Source organism: Bradyrhizobium sp. 215_C5_N1_1 (assembly GCF_052075935.1).
In the GTDB taxonomy this organism is placed as follows: Bacteria; Pseudomonadota; Alphaproteobacteria; order Rhizobiales; family Xanthobacteraceae; genus Bradyrhizobium; species Bradyrhizobium barranii.
In genome coordinates this window covers 499,653-518,589 of sequence record NZ_CP197228.1, presented here as the reverse complement: position 1 = coordinate 518,589, position 18,937 = coordinate 499,653, and the positions used below count along the sequence as shown (strand labels likewise).

Below are 18,937 nucleotides of genomic sequence, written 5' to 3'. Positions count from 1 at the left end.
CGCGCGCGCCAGCGCCGCGCGAAACGCGAGCGGTTCGTAGCGCGTTGAACGAGCTGAATGCGCAGCTCGACAAGCACGGATTCTACAAGGCGTTTCCCGTCCTGAGTCGCGGTCGCGAGCTGGTACTGCATGACCCGGCACGCCACGGCCACAAGCAATTGAGGCGTCCATTATTCAATTGGGCGAAGTGCGCGCGACCTCGTCCGATTACAGGACAGCGCGCGTGTCCGCAGCCAAGCCGCGTCTTGCAAAAATTGCGCGGGATTGCCGCACGCTCGCGCGCGACGCGCGGGCAGACGTAAAAACTTCTGGAAGAAGATCCAGACAATTTTAGACGTGATGCGGGCTTTAACGTTACCCAGATAATTCAACAATCGACTGAAGCTCTCCATATTTGAAACTGCTCCCATCGCTAACACCTGTCGCGGAACGGGAGTGGTTTGCGATGAACGATGAACTTGTTGAGCTCGCCGGACGGAGGCCTAAAACCTTCGGACGGCGAAAGGTAACGCCGCGCGCATGCGTCGCCGACGGCAAGCGCCATCTGCGCGCATTCCTCGCCGAGGTGCTGGAGGATCTTGGTTTCGTCACCAGCGAATGCGCCAGCGCGGACGAGCTGCAGACCGTGCTGACCCGCGAGTTGCCGGACCTGATCCTGCTCGGCATCGCCGCCGACGGCATCGAGCCCGGCACGTTTCTGGAGACACTGGTGCGCGAGGCCTTCGACGGCAAGGTTCTCGCCGTCGGCGCCCGCGAGTCCATCATCGTCAGGGCTGTGCAGCAGGTCGGCGAGGAGTATGGCCTCGCGATGCTGCCGCCACTGACCACGCCCTTTGCCGCCGAGACGCTGCGCGAGCGCGTCGCGATGCTGCTGCCGGACGAGCCGGCGCCGAGCCCGGCCGTGTATGTCGGCGAGGCGCTGCATGCCGGCTGGCTCGAGCTCTGGTACCAGCCCAAGATCGACGCGCGCACCTTGGTCCGCAGCGGCGCCGAGGCGCTGGTGCGGATGCGGCATCCGACCTGGGGCGTGGTGCCGCCCGCCTACTTCATCCCCGAAGAGCACGATCCGCATTTGCGCGAGCTCTCGGAGTTCGTGATCGAGCGCGCCTTGCAGGACTGGCACTATCTCCTGGAGCAGCAGAGCCCGGTCGATCTCTCGATCAACCTGCCGACGTCGTATCTGAAGGAGCCGCAGGCGGTGCGCGATCTCTGCCGCCGCATGCCGACGCATCCGGCCTTCGGCGGGCTGACGATCGAGATCGACAGCGAGGAGGCGATCCGCGATCTCGAATTCCTCGTCGAGGTCGCCCGCGAGGTGCGCCTGCACAATATCGGCCTGTCGATCGACAATCTTGGCGCCAACTGGCCGTCACTGATGGATCTGGACAAGATTCCCTTCATCAAGCTGAAGGCCGATCGGCACTTCGTCACCGGCAGCGGCAGCGATCGGCTGAAGCGCACGGTGTGCCGTCACATCGTCGAGCTCGCGCACGCCTACGGCGCGCGCACCGTGGCCGAAGGCGTCGAGAGCCGCGCCGACCTCGTCGCCGCCAACGAGCTCGGCTTCGACCTCGTGCAGGGTTTTCTGTTCGGCAAGCCGATGCCGCTGAAGAAGTTTGCCCGGAGTGCGCTGACGCGGACGGTGATGGGGCAGGCGTGAGGCACAGGCCTCACGCCAACCGCCGCGCGAAGAAGAAGACGCACACGACCACGAGCGCGATCGCTGCGATCACCCCCATGAAGGACAGAGCTTTCCTAGCGACAGACCCACGCGCCATTGACCAGCACGCGGGCGCACGTTGGTGCCGCGACAGCGGCGCCTACGGCCGCTCCACCGACTACGGCGCGGCGCGTCGTTCGCCGCGCGACGCCGGCGACACTCACTGGGGTCGCTGGTCGCCCTACGCGGGCCTGTGCGCTCTGAACCGAGAATGAAAGACCATCCTCCTCCGACCACTGCACCGAGCCCATGGCTGCGCAGGCAATAACGGCGCCGGCTAGCCAAAATTTGGTTCCGTGTCGCATGACGTGCTCCTTCCCTTGCTTTCTGCGGATTTCTGTCAGTCGCGTGAGGATGCCGATCACCGTCCCATCAGCGAAACGAGCAGACCAGCCAGGCGGATGCTGTCACTGTGATCGCGAAACAGGGCACGCGATGCACCGGGGAGATAACTCTCCCATCCAGTGCGGCACTGCGTGCAAGAACAGACGTTGATCTAGATCAACGTTGGCAGTCGCATAACGACCGCGCCAAGGTGTGGTCGCGAGCCAATGACCAGATGGAAGCGCGTTCGATCAAGGTCATCAACTTCAGACCCTGGTCGGGAACTGCGATCACCGCCTCAGGCATATCGCCGCGCGAAGAACACGCAGACGACGACGAGTGCGGTCGCGGCGATCATGCTCCATGCGACCGGCTCGTGCAGCAGGAAGCCGGCAAGCGCGAGGCCGAAGAACGGCTGGAGCTGCTGCAATTGACCGACGCGGGCAATGCCGCCGACCGCAAGGCCCCGGTACCAGAAGATGAAGCCGACGAACATGCTGAAGACGGAGACGTAGGCGAGCCCGATCCAGGCGGGCACGCCGACGCCGCTCCACGTCGACGGCCATGTCAGGATCGCGACCGACACCATCAGCGGCAGCGCGAGCAGCAGCGCCCAGGAGATCACCTGCCAGCCGCCGAGGCGGCGCGACAGCGCCGCGCCTTCGGCATAACCGAGCCCGCACAGCACGATGGCGGCGACCATCAGGAGATCGCCGGTGACTGATGCCGAGCCGTCGTTGGACAAAGCAAAGCCTGCCACCGTGGTGCTGCCGAGGACAGCGAACAGCCAGAACAGCGGCTGCGGTCGCTCGCCACCGCGCAGCACCGCGAAGATCGCCGTCGACAGCGGCAAGAGCCCGATGAAGACGATCGAATGCGCGGAGGTGATGTGCTGGAGCGCGAGCGCCGTCAGCAGGGGGAAGCCGACCACGACGCCGATGGAGACGATGGTGAGCGAGACGAGATCCTTCCGCTGCGGCCGCGCCTGGCGGAGCAGGAAGAGCACGGCCATACCGATCAGGGCCGCGATGACCGCGCGGGCGGACGTCAGGAACAGCGCGGAGAAACCACCGACCGCCACGCGCGTCGCCGGCAAGGAGCCGCTGAAGATGATGACGCCGAGAAGCCCGTTGCCCCAGCCACTGCCTGTAGATTGCATGTCCGTCTCGCTTTTTGGGTCACGATCATCGGCCGTCGCCGGTGGCGAAACCAGCAACAATCCAGTACAATCCGGCAGAACTGTATGGATATGGAAGGTAATACACCTTGGGCGGCGAGCTACAAACGAAGGGACGGGGCGGGACGCGGACCAGCGACGTGATGGGCGCGATCCGCGCCAAGGTCGCCGCCCGCGCGCTCAGTGCCGGCGACCGCCTGCCGTCGATCCGCAGCCTTGCCGCGACAATGGGTGTTTCGCCGTCCACCGTCGTCGAAGCCTATGATCGGCTGGCCGCCGATGGCCTGATCCGCGCCCGGCGCGGCTCGGGCTTCTATGTCTCATCGGCCGTCACCCCGCCGCTGGCGCTGACCGAAGTCGAGCCCCGCCGCGACCGGGAAGTTGATCCGTTCTGGGTTTCCCGACAATCGCTCGACACGGATGATGGCGTGCCAAAACCCGGCTGCGGCTGGCTGCCGCCGGAGTGGATGCCGGAGGCGGCGTTGCGCCGCGCCACCCGCGCGCTTGCCCGCACCGACGCGAGCGTTTTGACCAACTACGGCAGCACGAGCGGCTCCCCTGCCCTGCGCCGGCTGCTGCTCGCGCGCCTCGCCGAAGACGCGATCGAGGCCTCGATCAACCAGTTGATGCTGACCGGTTCAGGCACGCAGGCGACCGACCTGATCTGCCGCTTCCTGCTCCGTCCCGGCGACACCGTGCTGGTCGACGATCCCTGCTACTTCAATTTTCGCGCGCTGCTGCGAGCGCATCAGGCGAAGATCGTCAGCGTGCCCTACACGCCGTCGGGCCCCGATGTCGCGCGCTTCGAGCAGATCCTCGCGGCTGAGCGGCCGCGGCTCTACATCACCAATTCAGCGCTGCACAATCCGACCGGCGCGACGATCTCGCTTCAGACCGCGCACCGGCTTCTGACTGCGGCCACGACGCACGACCTCACCATCATCGAGGACGACATCTTCGGCGACTTCGAACCGGAGCGCTCGCCGCGCCTTGCCGCGCTCGACGGATTGAACCGCGTGATCCGCATCGGCAGCTTCTCCAAGACGCTGTCGGCCTCGGTGCGCTGCGGCTACATCGCAGGGCGAGCCGACTGGATCGAGCACCTCGTCGACCTCCAGGTCGCGACCAGTTTTGGCGGCCCGAGCCCGGTGGCGACCGAAATCATCGCAAGGGTCCTGGCCGGCGGCAGCTATCGCAAGCACATGGACGAGCTCAGGCAGAAGCTCACGCGCACGCGCCGCGACGTCGCGCGAAAACTTCAGGCGCTGGGCATCGAGCCCTGGCTGATGCCGCGCGGTGGCTTCTTCCTCTGGTGCCGCCTCGCGGGCGGACAGGATGCCACCGCCGTCGCGCGCGCCGCGCTCGAGGAGGATGTGGTGCTCGCACCGGGCAACGTCTTCAGCGTATCGCAGACGGCATCGGACTTCCTGCGCTTCAACGTGGCGCATATGAGCGATCCGCGAATGTGGGACGTGCTGCGGCGGGCGCTGAAGGCCAAATGATCAGCGCCTAGTATAACGGCTCCTCATAGACCGGCTCGCCGTCGAGCAGCAGCCGCTTGATGGCGGCGCGGCCTGAGGGGAGTACGGCGGCGACGACCCGGAGTTTCTGCTGGTTGCGGGCCTGCTCGAGCTTCTTGCCCTCGCCTTCGGGCACGAAATAGCTTTCGAGACCGTATTTGATCGCCAGTTTCTCGCAGAAGACGCGCGAGCCGGAGCCGCAGGTTCCGCCGTAAGAGGAGACGCGGCCGCGGATCAGCACTTCGGGAGCCGTGACCGTGACGGGCTCGGCATGCACCGAGACGGCCTCGTAGAGACCATTGGCATTCGGCGCGAGCTTGACGAACACGACGGGCTTGCGCTCGGCCGCCGGCTGTCCAGCGAGCGTGCCCGCCGGCAGTTGCGAGATGTCGTAGCGGAGCACGACATAGTCGCCGCGTAGCAGATCGCGGGGATCGACCGGCTGCGTCTGCAACGTCACCTCACGGCCTTCGCGCAGGATCTGCATGCGATCGGCGACCATCAGCACCAGCAGCACGCATTGAAGCAGGACGGCGACACCGAACAGCACGGCTTTCGGGATGCGTTGCCAGAGTTTTGTCACGGACGCGGTCAACTCCATCATCGCTGGGCCCTCGGCAGCGCGCGATTGAGCGCGGTGGCAAATACGACGGCAACAACACCGGCCGCGGCAAGGAAAGCCGAGCGGCGCAGCAGCGATCCCTTCACCGCCCAGGTGATGCCCGCGATCACGCCGGCAATCCCGAGCCAGCCGGCAACGATCCGCGGACGCACATCATCGAGCACACCGGAGACAACAAGGCACAGCATGGCGCAGAGCAGCGCGGCATAGGCGAACCAGGGCTCGCCGGCCGTGGATGCCGGCCAGATCGGCGCCGCGAGCAGGACGAGTCCGATCGAACATGCCGCAAGGATTTCACCTGCACGCCTGGTGACGCCGGCAGACGCAAGCGCGAGGATCACGCCCGCGGCCCCGCACAGGATCGCCCAAAGTGGCTGGGCCGGCACCGTGCTGTTCCGGAAGCGGATGATGTCGTCCACCGTTGTCACCTCCAGGCAAGCGACGGCCGCCAGCGAAAACGCTCCGTAGATCGATAAAACGGTCCCGAGACGCCGCGCCCTCGGCGACGGCACAGCGGCGATTGCGAGTCCGGCGCCGAACAGCAAGGCGGCGCCGTTCGCGAGCACGAACGACGGCTGGGCACCGTCGAGTTCGAAGCGGAGCGAAGTCGCGATCCACCACGGAAGCAGCGCGACCGCGACGAGATGGGCCGCCACACGGGAATTCCATGCAAGCGCGAGCGCGGCGGCGATCAGCCAGACCGCCACGAACGGAAGATGCAGGACATCATGCGCATCATAGTTGCGCATGCAGGTCCAGATGCAGGCCGCGACGAGGGCGACCGCAAGCGCGCCGCGCGATCCGGTCAGCAGTGCGGCGGCAAATGCTCCGATCGACCACAGCAGCATGCCGCCGGCGAAATCCTCGCCGAGATGATACATCTGGCCGACCAGCGCGATGCCCGCGCCGAAGATGATCGCACCGATGCTCGCACAGAGATCGGCGAGAACATTGCGGCCCGTCGCGGCAAACCACGCTCCGAGGCCGCCGGCGACGACCATGCCGGCGATCAGGATCGCGAACCGCAGCAGCCGCGCGATCTCGGTCCAGTGCGCCGCGACGAAGGCGAGGAAGGCGGCTGCGATCAAGAGGCCGCCGACGATGGCAACGACGACGGCGATGTTGATGCCGGGCGAGAGCGGCGGCAGCGCGCTGCGGATGGAGGTGGCCGCCGCCGGCGCGATCACGCCGTCGGCTTCCCATTGCGCAAGATCAGCCTCGAGGCGCTGCCGATAGGTTTTGTCGAACATCGTCGTGAAACACCTCGCTCCCTGCCGGTTGGCGGGATGCTGTTGGTCGGGCCGCGACGGTAGCAGGTTCAACCTGTCACCGCTCTGGTTGCGGGGGGACCGGGCGCGTGCCCCCGCGCGACAGCGGCTTCGCGTTCACGGTCGAACCGAGTGAGTAACCGGCCGTCATGATGATGACCCGTCATGCAGAAACTGACGAACTCGAGGCAGGACGAGATCGACCGCACTCAGTTCGGCTTCATGGGTCAGGCCGTCCAGGATCACGAGCTGTACTTTGGTCGACTGCAACGCAGTCCCGATGGTCTGCGCGTTCCCGAGCGCGGGAACTTCCATTTCGCGGGCCACGCCCAGCGTCGCCGCCTCGATATCCAGCGTGCGTAGAATATGACGTCCGGCGATACATTGGTCAGATCGTTCAAGCGTAACCGCGCGCGAATTTTGATTTCACGCAACAATTCATCGCACGTGCTTGGGAATTCGAGCATCGCAGCGCCCGACGAGAATACGGTGTTCATGACAACCCCGATGAGGCGTCCGACACTCCCGCTATTGCCGAACAAAGGGCTCGTCATCGTTGGCCTTCCCGGATGCCGATCGAAGGATCGTATCGCCGGAAGAAAACGGACAACCTCTCGAAGGGTGAGAGCCTCTTGTGCGGGAAGGCGCCCCTTCGGCACCTGCGCGAGGTTATAAGGTCGTCTTCAAAAGGACGCAAGCTGGTCGGGACGGCGGGCCGTGACGACTTTGAACCTTCCGTCCCCACGTATCGGCAGTCTACTGCAAAGGGATTCGCATGACGCCAACTCACGCACTGACGTCCATCCTTCCCTGCAACGACCTCGACGCCTCGGAGAAATTCTACGCCCGGCTCGGTTTTACGCGCGCGGACGGCGACAAGCCGGAGGACGGTGAGGACAGCTATCGCATCCTCTCCGATGGAAAGGGCGGCCATCTCCATCTCACCGATGCCGTCGAAGGCTGGCTGATCAGAGGCCGCAACCCGTTCGGTCTCTATCTCTACACCGAGGCCGTCGACGAACTCGCGCGAGAGTTTTCGGGCGAGTTGGCCAATGGACGGGGGCCGGAGGACACGCCGTGGGGAATGTACGAGTTTGCGCTGTCGGACCCGGACGAGACCCTGGTCAGGATCGGCTGGCCGTCACGGCTCCGTCAGAACAAGCAAGCTTGAGCGGCGGAGAGGAAGGCCTAGGACGTGGACTCATTAGCGCCAAGCCATAGCCTGATTGAAGCGAGTTGGACGAAGGCGAGATAGTTGGCGGCAAGCTTGTCATAACGCGTCGCCACACGACGGCATTGCTTGATCCTGTTGAAGAAGCGCTCAGTGCTGATGCACGCGGACAATCGACGTGTCGCAGACGCTCTTCTTACGTGGAGTAGCAAGCACCCAGCGTGTCGATGATGCGGCCCCAGAGACCAGCCCGTCACCAACGGACGATTCTCCTCTTCTGCGCCCGGATTTATTCCGACTTCGTCGTTGCCCTCTTTATGGTGCTGTCGCGAAGCGATCGGTGGCGCGCACCAGTTGATCGAGGATACCTGGCTCCGACCAAGCATGACCTGCACCCTCGACCAGATGGAATGCGGCATCAGGCCACGCCCTATGCAGCGCGTACGCATATCGGGCTGGACAGGGCATGTCGTAGCGGCCGTGAACAATGGCTCCCGGGATACCGCGGAGGCGGTGAGCGTTGCGCAGAAGTTGCCCATCCTCCAGCCAGCAATCGTGAACGAAATAGTGGTTCTCCAATCGCGCAAACGCGAGCGCAAATTGGTCGTCGCCAAACGATGTCGAGAATGCTGGATTAGGCAGCAGCGTGATCGTTTCGCCCTCCCAAATAGCCCAAGCCTTGGCTGCCTCGAGCTGGGTGGCTCGATCGTCGCCCGTCAGCCGGCTGCGATACGCCGCAATCATGTCGCCTCGCTCGCTCAGGGGTATCGGTGCCTGGAACTTTTCCCACTTCTCCGGAAAGATCTCTGAAACGCCGAACTGATAGTACCATTGCAGCTCCGCCTTGGTGACGGTGTAGACGCCACGGAGAACAAGCTCGCTGACGCGGTCGGGATGCGTTTCTGCATAGGCTAACGCGAGAGTCGATCCCCACGAGCCACCGAACACGAGCCATTTGTCGACGCCTGCAAGTGCACGCAAGCGCTCGATGTCCGATACCAAATGCCAAGTCGTATTCGCTTCGAGCCCCGCATACGGAGTTGATTGCCCACATCCTCGCTGATCGAAGAGCATGACATCATATCGATTGGGATCAAACAGACGCCTATGTTCAGGGGACAAACCTCCGCCCGGTCCGCCGTGCAGGAAGACCGCCGGCTTCGCGCCCGGCGTCCCCACCCGTTCGTAATAAACCCGGTAACCTTCTCCAACGTCGAGGGTACCAGCGCTATAGGGCTCGATGGGTGGGTACATCGACCTCAACTGACTCATACGGCCTCCGTTTGGCACCACGAGGTTCGATTAGCACGCCGCGATCATGGTGGTTTCGGTTATAGGAGCAAAGCGGACGAAGCCACCAGTCACATGACGCACCGGGTTTATGGGTACGCGGCCTAATTCGCCTTGATGCCGGCCTCGCTGATGAGCTTGCCCCATTTCGTGCTCTCGCTCTGAATGAAGCGGCCGAACTGCTCCGGCGAGGTCGGCGCGGGCTCTGCGCCGAGGGTCCGGATTTTCTCGGCCACCACCGGGTCTTTCAGGGCTTTTGTGAAAGCCTCGTTCAGCCTGCTGATGACGTCCGCGGGCGTGCCTGAGGGAGCAACGAGCCCGAACCAGCCTACGGATTCAAAGCCCGCAATACCGCTCTCGGCAAGGGTTGGCACATCGGGCAAGGATGGGAGGCGACGTACCGAGGAGACGCCGACGGCGTTGAGCTTGCCTTCGAGAATCAGTTGCCTCGATGCGGGGATATCCAGCACCGCGAAGGGGACGTGTCCCGCAAGGACATCAACCGCTGCCGGCGCCGTCCCGCGATACGGAACGAGCTCCATGCTGATCCCCGCCTTCTGCGTGAACAGCGCGGCCGTCAGATGCATCGCGGTCGAATTGCCGCCATGCCCGATCGACAGCGCGCCCGGCTTCGCCTTGGCGAGCGCGATCGTCTCTGCGGCATTGCGCGCGGGCACGTCCGCGGACGCGACCAGCACAAAGGGAATTTCCGCCAGCAGGGTGATCGGCGCGAGATCCTTTGGGTCGAACGGCATCGACGAATTGAGGTGCGGGTTCACCGTCAGTGCGCCCGCCGGCGCAACGCCGAGCGTGTAGCCGTCGGGCCTGGCCTGGGCCACCGCGGCCATGCCGATATTGCCCCCTGCCCCGGCGCGGTTCTCGATCACCAGGCTCTGCTTGAGCTCCGCGGTGACCAGCGGCTCGAGCGCACGGATGACGGTGTCGGCGCTGCCGCCGGGCGGGAAGGTCACGATGATCTTGATCAACTGGTCCGGATAGGCTGCTTCACCGGCCTCCAGCGGCAGCACGGCGAAAGTCGCGGCCGTCAGCGCGGCCAGAATGCGGCGCCTTGCAACGTGAAACAATTTCTCCTCCCCCATTACGTATTCTTGTTTGTAGGCCAACCAGGCTGCCGTGCCGTTGGCAGGCAGCCTGCTATTCGATCACGCCGCAGCGCCTGTGATGCGCGCCAGCAGGCCTTGCGGATCTTCGGGCGCGGCCTGCCCGCGCCAGGCGATGTGCTGGTCGGGTCGTGCCAACACGAGCTTCTCGGCATAGGCCCCGTTCGCCTCATCCGGCGCGATGTCGATGAGCGCGAGCGGCATGCCGCGCTGTTCTGCGGCTGAGAGCAGCCGCGCCACATCGATTGCCGGGTCGAACCGCAGCAACGTGTAGCCGGCTCCGAAGGCGTCGTAGAGCGATCGTCCGTCGCGGAGAAACACATGCGGCGCGCGGGCGCCCGGCACGGTGGAGGGCGTAAAGCTTCCCATCGCGTAGGCCGGCGGGGTTTCGCCGTCATAAGCGATGATCGGCGAGGCATCGTAGTAGTAGCCGAAGTTGAGGCCCGCGCAGCAATATTGCTGCACGTTGAGATCGTAGGCCGCTCTCGCAAGCGAAGCGCGCGCCGCGTGGCCGCGCGGCGTGTCATCCTCGATCTCCGTGGACACGCCGCCGCGCTGCGCCATCATCTTCATCGCATGATCCATGGCAAAGCGCGACACCTGGTCGGTGATGGGCTGGCGCTCCGCCTCATAGGCATCAAGGATCGCAGCCGACGCCCATCCGTTCAGACGCGCGGCCAATTGCCAGCAGAGATCGACGGCATCAGCAATGCCCGCGTTCATGCCGTAGCCCGCATAGGGCATCCACAGATGCGCGGCGTCGCCGCAGATGAAGACCCTGCGGTCGCGGAAGCGATCGGCCACCAACCGGCGCCCGACCCAGTCCTCCTTGCTGAGGATTTTGTACTCGAACCGCTCGTCGACGCCGAGGATGGCACGGATCGACCAGTCGCGATCGACCGAGTCGAACTCAGGCTCGTCGGGCCTCAGATGATTATGGATCAGCCAGCGGTCGTGGCCGTCGATCGCAACGGTGGTGCCGGAACGTCGCGGGTTGAGCGAGAGCACCATCCAGGCCGGCTTGTGCGCGCCCATCAACTCCTTCAGTTGCGGCGCTTCGATGAAGGTTGATTGCACCCGCTGGATCACCGGCGTGCCGGACAGGCTGGCGCCGATCGATTTGCGGACGAGGGAGCGGCTGCCATCGCAGCCGACCACGAAGTCGGCCTCGATGCGGAGCGCGTCTCCACTGTCGAGGTCGCGACCTAGCGCGACCACACGATCGTCGTCCTGCTCGATATCGGTGATTTCCGTGCGCGCCAAAATGGTGATGCGCGGTTGAGCGGCGGCGTGGCTGAACAGGATCGGCTCGAGATAGACCTGGTTGATACGGTGCGGCGGCTCGGGCGTCGGCCACCAGGTGTCGGGGCCGCCGGTGGCGCTGTAGCGGCGCGCGCGCGAGGGAATGTCGATACGGCACAGCTCGATACCGGTCGCCGTGGTCCGATAGGAGCAATCGTTCGGGAAGTCCGCGGGCAGGCCCGCGTCGCGCAGCTTTGCGGCGACGCCCAGCCGGCGGAAGATTTCCATCGATCGCGCCGAGACGTGATTGCATTTGACGCTGGGCGGATCGCCGGCGTGGCGGATCTCCGCGACGACGACGTCGATCCCGCGCGAGGCCAGATCCATGGCCGCGGTCAATCCCACGGGCCCGGCGCCCACGACCAGCACCTGTGTCCTCATGCTCGTTTCCATCCCCTCGCATCATCGCGGATTCGTTGCCCGCGCAGCATGCATTTTATTGCAAGGCCTCTTATGCGATAAGTCGGAAAGAACTCATCAATTCATGAGCTTTTCCGATGAATGTCACCTTGCGACAATTGCGGGCCTTCACTGGCGTGTATCGCACGCGCAGCATCACGCGGGCCGCGCGCGAGCTGGGCATCACGCAATCGGCGGCGAGCCTCCTGATCCAGCAGCTCGAAGTGCAGCTCGGCGTGAAGCTGTTCGATCGCTCCACGCGTTCAGTGCAGCCGACGCTGGCCGCCGACGAGGCCTTTCACGCCGCCGAACGCATGCTGAGCGATGCGCTGGGCCTGTCACGGCGCATGCATGACCTCGCGCAGGCGCGCGCCGGCCGCGTCGCGTTCGTCGCGTCGGCGGGCGCCGCTTCGGCACTGCTGCCGCAGGTTCTCGCGAAATTCCGCGCAGGCCATCCCGAGATCGACATCGACATGCGTGACGTCGCCGCCGACGACCTCGTTCCGCGCCTGATCGCAACCGATGCCGAGTTCGCGATCGGCAGCGTCGAGGGTGAGTTCGCGGAGATGACGATCGAGACGCTGACCCGCGGCCGGCTGAGCGCGATCGGCCGTCGCACCGCCGACTTCGCCGCGCGGCGCGCGCTGACATGGGACGAACTGGCGCAGCTTCCGACCATCGCGATGCGGCGCGAGACGCGAATCCGCATGCAGATCGACCAGGCCCTCGGCGCGCAGGGCAAGCACCTTTCTCCAACCTATGAGGTCACGCTGATCAACACCGCGCTCGCCATGACAGCCCAAGGCCTCGGCCTCGCCATCCTCCCCGCGACGATGCTGCCGGCCGATCAATTCCCGACGCTGATCGCAAGACCGCTGATACGCCCGGCGATCACCCGCCCGGTGTCGCTGCTGCAGCGTCAGGGACGGACGCTGTCGCCGGCGGCGCAGGCGTTTGTGACGACGGCTCGGACGGTGTTGGCGGGGTCGTAATCCGCAGGCCGCTGCTCGGGCTACTCCGCGAGATTATGCTGCTGCCAGCGCAGCAGATAGGCCTGCAATCGCCAGATCAACGCGGACAGCGCGACGCCGACCAGCATCAGCACGACGACGGCGACCATCATTCCCGATGCCTCCGCGCGTGCCTCGGATTCGATGATCAGGCGCCCGATTCCCCGTTCCGCACCAATGAACTCGCCGACGATCACGCCGATCAGGGCGAAGGAGATCGCAGGCGTCAGCGAGGCGAAGACCCAGGCCATGGTCGAGGGGATGACCACCGTGCGGGTGATCTGCCACTCGCTGGCGCCGAGCAGCCGCGCCGCGTTGACAAAACCCTCGTCGATCGAGCGCGCCCCTTCGAACGTATTGAAGAACACGAGGAAGACGACCACGATCCACGACGTGACGATCTTCGAGGTATCGCCGATGCCGAAGGCCAGCACGATGATCGGCGCCAGCGCGATGCGGGGGATCGAGTTCACCGCCGTGATGAACGGCTGGAAGATCGCGCTGAGCCGGTCCGAACGGCCCAGCACGAGGCCCGCGGCAAAGCCGCTGCTGACACCGGTCACGAACCCGAAGAACGTGTTCTTCAGGGTGACGGCGGTCGCGATCCAGAGATTGTTCTCGGATCGCGCCATGCAGCGGGCGAATTCACCATTGAACCAGCCGTTGAACACGCCGAGCTTGGACTTGAGGCAGCTCAGGATCAGGAAGTGCTCGAAGATGTCGGACGGCTTGGACACGAAATAGGGGTCGAGCAGATCCGGCACCAGCCAGGGAAGGCGGCCGTGCAGATCGTACCCCCACTGCCAGATCGACAGGAAGCCGACGCAGATCAACATCTGCCAAGCCAACGTTCTGCCGGGGCGGCGCGCTCGCCTCATGGCTTGCGGCCCTTGATGAATTCCTCGCCGAGCGAGTGCCAGATCAGCTGAAACAGCTCGGCATAACGCGGCGTCTCCCGGATCTTCACCGCATTGCGCGGGCGGGCGAAATCCACCTCGAAACTCTCCTTGATCCGGCCCGGCCGCGCGGAAAACAGAATGATGCGGTCCGCCAGCGTCAGGGCCTCGCCGAGATCATGGGTCACGAACAGCACGGTCTGCTGCTCGCGTTCCCAGATGCGAAGCAGCACGTCGTGCATGTCGATCTTGGTGTGGGTGTCGAGCGCACCGAACGGCTCGTCCATCAGCAGAACCTGCGGCTCGACGACCAGCGTTCGCATCAAGGCGGCGCGCTGGCGCATGCCGCCCGACAGCGCCGAGGGATAGGCATTGTCGAAATCCTGCAGCCCGGCTTGCGCCAGGCAGGCACGGACACGATCCTTTCGCTCCGCCGCCGGGACACCCGCCAGTTCGAGGCCGTAACCGATGTTGTCGGCGACGGTGCGCCAGGGAAACAGGGTATCGCGCTGGAACACATAGCCGACATTGGGCGTCGCCTGTCCTGGGACGACGGGAGTACCATCAATCAGGATCTGCCCGCTGGTCGGCTTGACCAGGGTTGCGATCATGTTGAGGACGGTGCTCTTGCCCGAGCCGGATGGCCCCAGCAGGGCGACGAATTCGCCGCGCCGGACATTGAAGGAGACGTCGCGCACGGCCTCGATGGCCGTACCCGCCAGCTGGAAAGTCTTGCACAAACCGCGCACGTCGATGCGCCGCGTCTCAGGCGGCGCATCGACGTGCGGCGTGTGTATAGCCTGGATCGTCAAGCCGGATAGGCCTTGCGTGCCGCTTCGATGAAGCTGGTGTTGACAACGTCGGCCATCGCGAGCGGCTTGATGCCGGTCATTTCACGAAACCAGACCTTCTGACCGCGCGCGAAGCTGGCGGCATCGATGATGCCTTCGTAATCGGTGACCTTCTTCATGACGCCGCTGTCGAAAATATTCGCATCGCGCGACGTGCTTCCGACGTAAGGCTCGATCATATCGTAGATCTCTTCGGGAGAGTGCCCCTTGATCCACAGGGTGGCGCGCCACAGCGCCGTGACGAACGCCTGCATCTTCTGCGGGTCCTTGTCGATGGTCGCCTGCAGCGTGAAATGAGACGTCACCGGGACCTTGCCGCCGATGTACTTGGCCCAGACCGCCTCGTCCGTTCCATCGAACAACAACGCGCCCCAGCCCTGCTCGACCGAATCCTTCAGGATCGATGGCGAGTTGATGAGAACATCGACCTGTTTCGTCTTCAACGTGCCCATCATGGTGTCGACATTGCCGGTGCCGATCCAGGTCACCTTGTCGTCCAGTCCCATGGTTTCCATGTAATAGGACGCCCAGACGTGGTTGGTGCCGCCCAGCGACGACACCGAGACGATCGGCTTTCGTCCATCGGGCCGCTTCCACTTCGCCAGCGCCTCCAGGCTGGTGATGCCCTGATCGAACAGATCCTTGCGGATGATGAAGATCGCGGCGTTGCTGCGGGTATCGACCGGCATCAGGACCCGCGCGCTGCGGCCGTGATTGCTGAGCTGCATCGGGTGGGTGATGTCGCCGATACCGATATCGCCCTGGGACGACGCAATGATCTCGCGCGTCTTCACCCCGCTGCCGCCCTGGATCAGCTTGCAGTCGAGGCCGGCCTCCTTGAAGAATCCGGCCCGGTCGGCGACGAATTGAGACTGATAGACCGGAATGGCCACCGGATAGATCACGCGGCCCGACGGGGTATCCGCCCATGCCCGCCCTGCCGCCATGGACGCACCGGCGCCGGCGACGATCGTCAACGCGGCCCGTCTGGTGACCCGAGTCCTCATCACGCGTGCTCCCTCTCCTTGCCGACCACCTTGTCGAGCGCGTTCAGAACCGCATCGCCCATCTCCTGGGTCGAAAGTCTTTTTGCGCCAGGTTCGGCGATATCGGCCGTTCTCGCGCCGGCAGCCAGGGCCGTATCCACGGCCTTCTCCAGCAGCACGGCATCATCGGGCCGATTGAGGGTGATGCGCAACATCATCGCGACGCTGAGGATCGAGCCGAGCGGATTGGCGATGCCCTTGCCCGCAATGTCAGGCGCGCTGCCGTGGACCGGTTCGTAGAGCGCCTTGCGGCGGCCCAGCCGGTCCGGCGGCCCGAGCGAGACCGACGGCAGCATGCCCAGCGAGCCCGACGCCATGGCGGCGCAATCGGAGAGAATGTCGCCGAAGATATTGCAGGTCACCATAACGTCGAACTGCGACGGCGCCCGCACGATCTGCATGGCGGCGTTGTCGACATAGAGGTGGGTCAGCTCGACATCGGAGAATTCCGCCTCATGCAGTGCGGTGACTTCCTCGCGCCACAGCACGCTGGTTTCCAGCACGTTGGCCTTGTCGACGGAGCAGACCCGGCCTTTGCGGGTCCGCGCCAGTTCGAACGCGGTTCGCGCCACCCGGCGAATCTGGCTGGTGGTGTATTGCTGGGTGTTGAAACCGCGGCGCTGGCCATCGGGCAGCGTTTCGATGCCGCGCGGTTCGCCGAAATAGATACCGCTGGTGAGCTCGCGGATGATGATGAAGTCGACATCCTTTAACACCGAGGCCTTGAGCGGCGCGGAGTCCGCCAGCGCCGGATTGGCGACGATGGGCCGGAGATTGGCATAGAGGTCGTACTTGCTGCGCAGCGACAGCAGGCTTCCCGCCTTGCGTGCCGCCGGAGGGACCTCAGTGGTTTCAGGACCACCCGTCGCGCCCCAGAGTATAGCGTCGGCCTCCTCCATCGCCTCGATGGTGTCGTCCGGCAGCACCTTGCCCGTCGCCAGATACGGGATGAGACCGTATTGCGCTTCGCGCAGCGCCACGGGAATGCTGCGCCTCGCCGAAAACCATTTGAGAATACGGTGGGACTGGTCGGTCACCTCGGGACCGATGCCTTCACCGCCGACCACGGCGACCTTGATCATGTTCGAGAGCGTGTTCATGCCAATTGTCCTGCCTGATGTCCTGCAAAGTGAATCCACGGCCGCGCGTCGCGGTCGCAGGCCTGGAATGCGCGGATCTCGTGGTCGCGCCGCAACGTCAGCGAAATCTCATCTAAGCCTTCGAGCAGACCCGCACGCCGGCGCGGATCGATCTCGAAGACGTGCCGCACGCCCGATGGCGAGGTGACCGTCTGCTCCTGCAGGTCGACACTGACACGTCCCGCGCCCTGGCTCGCTTCGATCTCCGCGGCGAGGCCGTCGATGACGGCCTTGTCCAGCATGACAGGCAGGATGCCGTTCTGGAAGCAATTGGCGAAGAAGATGTCGCCGAAGCCGGATCCGATGATGGCGCGGATGCCCATTTCCTGCAGCGACCACACCGCCGCCTCCCGCGACGAGCCGCAGCCGAAATTCGGACCCGTGACCAGGATCTCCGCGGCGCGATAAGGCTCGCGATTGAGGATGAACTCCGGATTGTCCGAGCCATCAGGCAAATAGCGGAGCGAACCGAACGCCCACTTTCCGAGACTGCCGCGGACGGAATTTCCGATCATGCGGTTGATGCTGATGATGACGTCCGTATCGACATTGGTGCGCATGATCGGCGCTGCGGTCGCGGTGAGCTTGGTGAAGGCTTGGGGCATCTAGCGCTCCATGGTTCGGACGTCGGCGATGGCACCGGAAACCGCCGCCGCCACGGCCATGGCCGGACTCGCCAGATGGGTGCGGGCACGCGGCCCTTGGCGGCCGATGAAATTCCGGTTCGACGTCGACACCGAGCGCTGGCCGGGCGGCACGGTTTCACCGTTTGCGGCAAGGCACATCGAGCATCCGGGCTCGCGCCATTCAAAGCCCGCGTCGATGAAGATCTTGTCGAGCCCTTCGGCCATTGCATCGCGCCTGACGGTCTCGGAACCCGGCACGACCCAGGCCCGCACGCCCGGCGCAACCTTGCGGCCGCGCGCGATTTCGGCTGCGGCGCGCAGATCACTGAGACGGCTGTTGGTGCAGGAGCCGATGAAGACCCAATCCACCGGCGTGCCGGCGATCGGCGCGCCCGGCTTCAGGCCCATATAGTCGAGCGCGATCTCGATCGCGCCGCGGCGCGCGGGATCGGCGATATCAGCGGGATCCGGAATGCGGCCATCGACACCGAGGACGTGTTCGGGACTGGTGCCCCAGGTGATCTGGGGGATGATGGCCCCGACATCGATCGACACCTCGCAATCGAACATTGCGTCGCTGTCGCTCTGTAGCGTCCGCCAGGCCGCGACGGCGCGCTCCCACATCTCGCCTTGCGGCGCGTAGGGACGGCCGCGGATATATTCGAACGTCGTGTCGTCCGGGGCGATCAGCCCCATCTTGGCGCCGAGCTCGACCGACAGATTGCAGATGGTGAGCCGCCCTTCGATCGGCATGTCCCTGATGGCACTGCCGGCATATTCGACGGCATAGCCGGTGCCGCCGGCGGCGCCGACATGGCCGATCAAGGCGAGGATGAGATCCTTCGCCGTCACGCCGAACGGCAGCCGGCCGTCGAATGTCACGCGCATGGTTTTCGGCCGGCGCTGGATGATGGTCTGGGTCGCCAGCACATGCGTGAGCTCGCTGGAGCCGATGCCGAAGGCGAGCGCGCCGAGCCCACCATGGGTGCAGGTGTGGCTGTCGCCGCAAACGATCAGGCAGCCGGGCAGGCTGAGCCCGAGCTCCGGCCCGATGACATGGACGATGCCCTGCCCCGGCTGGTCGAGGTCGAACAGCCGGATGCCGCTGGCGGATGTCTCGGTCCGCAACGCCGCCAACAGCTCCCACCCGGTCTTGATCGTGCCGGCACGCCCGGACGCCGTCGAAATCGCATGATCCGGCGTGGCGAAGGTCAGTTCGGGATTGTGGACCGGAATGTTGCGGCTTTTGAGATTGATCAGGCCGCTGGAGCCGCCGAGGTCATGCAGCAGATGGCGATCCACGTGAAGCAGATCGGTGTCATCGCTGACATGGGCGATGACATGCTGGTCCCAGATTTTGGCCAGCAGCGTGCGGCCACGCGTGTCCACGATCCGTCCTCCCCTGTTCGGCATCTGATGTGCCGTGTTGCCGCCGATCATGCCGACCGGCAGCGA

At 64.8% G+C, this 18,937-nt stretch carries 17 protein-coding genes and 1 pseudogene; 5 read left to right on the top strand and 13 right to left on the bottom strand.

The window, feature by feature from the left end; genetic code table 11:
• Nucleotides 1-445: 445 nt before the first annotated feature.
• The gene (locus tag AB7G19_RS02430) at nt 446-1,660 is read left to right on the top strand and encodes an EAL domain-containing response regulator (RefSeq protein WP_063980456.1); all 1,215 of its coding nucleotides are present in this window, start codon (nt 446-448) and stop codon (nt 1,658-1,660) included.
• 682 nt (nt 1,661-2,342) lie between these two features.
• Here AB7G19_RS02430 and AB7G19_RS02425 read toward each other — a convergent pair.
• Nucleotides 2,343-3,203 carry a DMT family transporter gene (locus AB7G19_RS02425; protein WP_063980455.1) on the bottom strand — a complete coding sequence of 287 codons (861 nt, stop codon included), beginning with the start codon at nt 3,201-3,203 and terminating at the stop codon, nt 2,343-2,345.
• 161 nt (nt 3,204-3,364) lie between these two features.
• On the opposite strand from AB7G19_RS02425, the gene AB7G19_RS02420 reads away from it, so the two are divergent.
• Complete coding sequence (locus tag AB7G19_RS02420) at nt 3,365-4,723, top strand: aminotransferase-like domain-containing protein (RefSeq protein WP_063986000.1); 1,359 nt, start codon at nt 3,365-3,367, stop codon at nt 4,721-4,723.
• Between the two features lie 7 nt (nt 4,724-4,730).
• Here AB7G19_RS02420 and AB7G19_RS02415 read toward each other — a convergent pair whose 3' ends face one another.
• Entirely contained in the window at nt 4,731-5,345 is a 615-nt protein-coding gene (locus AB7G19_RS02415) for a GDYXXLXY domain-containing protein (protein WP_063980454.1), read from the bottom strand.
• Nucleotides 5,342-6,613, bottom strand: a complete 1,272-nt coding sequence (locus AB7G19_RS02410) for a DUF2157 domain-containing protein (RefSeq protein ID WP_063980453.1) — start codon at nt 6,611-6,613, stop codon at nt 5,342-5,344. The genes AB7G19_RS02415 and AB7G19_RS02410 overlap by 4 nt, the downstream gene beginning before the upstream one ends.
• Nucleotides 6,614-6,796: 183 nt before the next feature.
• On the opposite strand from AB7G19_RS02410, the gene AB7G19_RS02405 reads away from it, so the two are divergent.
• Nucleotides 6,797-6,994: a hypothetical protein gene (locus AB7G19_RS02405; protein ID WP_063980452.1), complete on the top strand. Its 198-nt coding sequence runs from the start codon at nt 6,797-6,799 to the stop codon at nt 6,992-6,994.
• Between the two features lie 412 nt (nt 6,995-7,406).
• Nucleotides 7,407-7,802, top strand: coding sequence for a VOC family protein (locus AB7G19_RS02400; protein ID WP_063980451.1), 396 nt, complete (start codon nt 7,407-7,409; stop codon nt 7,800-7,802).
• 17 nt (nt 7,803-7,819) lie between these two features.
• Here AB7G19_RS02400 and AB7G19_RS02395 read toward each other — a convergent pair.
• The 4 genes and pseudogenes from AB7G19_RS02395 to AB7G19_RS02380 all read right to left on the bottom strand — a co-directional run.
• A pseudogene (locus AB7G19_RS02395) lies at nt 7,820-7,954 on the bottom strand (IS5/IS1182 family transposase); the annotation flags it as partial.
• Nucleotides 7,955-8,117: 163 nt separating this feature from the next.
• Nucleotides 8,118-9,074 (bottom strand): prolyl aminopeptidase, encoded by a 957-nt coding sequence (pip, locus tag AB7G19_RS02390; protein WP_063980450.1) that lies wholly within the window; start codon nt 9,072-9,074, stop codon nt 8,118-8,120.
• A gap of 122 nt (nt 9,075-9,196) precedes the next feature.
• Nucleotides 9,197-10,177 (bottom strand): Bug family tripartite tricarboxylate transporter substrate binding protein, encoded by a 981-nt coding sequence (locus tag AB7G19_RS02385; protein ID WP_063985999.1) that lies wholly within the window; start codon nt 10,175-10,177, stop codon nt 9,197-9,199.
• Nucleotides 10,178-10,255: 78 nt separating this feature from the next.
• A complete protein-coding gene (locus AB7G19_RS02380; RefSeq protein WP_084795325.1) occupies nt 10,256-11,896 on the bottom strand; it encodes an FAD-dependent oxidoreductase in 1,641 nt (546 codons plus the stop codon).
• A gap of 116 nt (nt 11,897-12,012) precedes the next feature.
• Between AB7G19_RS02380 and AB7G19_RS02375 the strand changes: the two genes are divergently transcribed.
• Nucleotides 12,013-12,906 (top strand): LysR family transcriptional regulator, encoded by an 894-nt coding sequence (locus tag AB7G19_RS02375; RefSeq protein WP_085399691.1) that lies wholly within the window; start codon nt 12,013-12,015, stop codon nt 12,904-12,906.
• A 20-nt stretch (nt 12,907-12,926) separates the two neighbouring features.
• On the opposite strand, the gene AB7G19_RS02370 is transcribed toward AB7G19_RS02375, so the two are convergent.
• Genes AB7G19_RS02370 through leuC form a run of 6 tightly spaced genes read right to left on the bottom strand, consistent with a single transcriptional unit; the run spans nt 12,927 to nt 18,895 of the window.
• On the bottom strand, nt 12,927-13,802 hold the full coding sequence (locus tag AB7G19_RS02370) for an ABC transporter permease (RefSeq protein ID WP_028158517.1): 876 nt from the start codon (nt 13,800-13,802) through the stop codon (nt 12,927-12,929).
• Nucleotides 13,799-14,632, bottom strand: coding sequence for an ABC transporter ATP-binding protein (locus AB7G19_RS02365; RefSeq protein ID WP_085399692.1), 834 nt, complete (start codon nt 14,630-14,632; stop codon nt 13,799-13,801). The genes AB7G19_RS02370 and AB7G19_RS02365 overlap by 4 nt, the downstream gene beginning before the upstream one ends.
• A complete protein-coding gene (locus AB7G19_RS02360; protein WP_085399693.1) occupies nt 14,629-15,678 on the bottom strand; it encodes an ABC transporter substrate-binding protein in 1,050 nt (349 codons plus the stop codon). Before AB7G19_RS02360 ends, AB7G19_RS02365 begins: the two co-directional genes overlap by 4 nt.
• Entirely contained in the window at nt 15,678-16,817 is a 1,140-nt protein-coding gene (gene leuB / locus AB7G19_RS02355; RefSeq protein WP_085399694.1) for a 3-isopropylmalate dehydrogenase, read from the bottom strand. The genes AB7G19_RS02360 and leuB overlap by 1 nt, the downstream gene beginning before the upstream one ends.
• On the bottom strand, nt 16,814-17,461 hold the full coding sequence (gene leuD, locus AB7G19_RS02350; RefSeq protein ID WP_085399695.1) for a 3-isopropylmalate dehydratase small subunit: 648 nt from the start codon (nt 17,459-17,461) through the stop codon (nt 16,814-16,816). The genes leuB and leuD overlap by 4 nt, the downstream gene beginning before the upstream one ends.
• Entirely contained in the window at nt 17,462-18,895 is a 1,434-nt protein-coding gene (gene leuC, locus AB7G19_RS02345; protein WP_434057388.1) for a 3-isopropylmalate dehydratase large subunit, read from the bottom strand.
• Nucleotides 18,896-18,937: the final 42 nt, after the last annotated feature.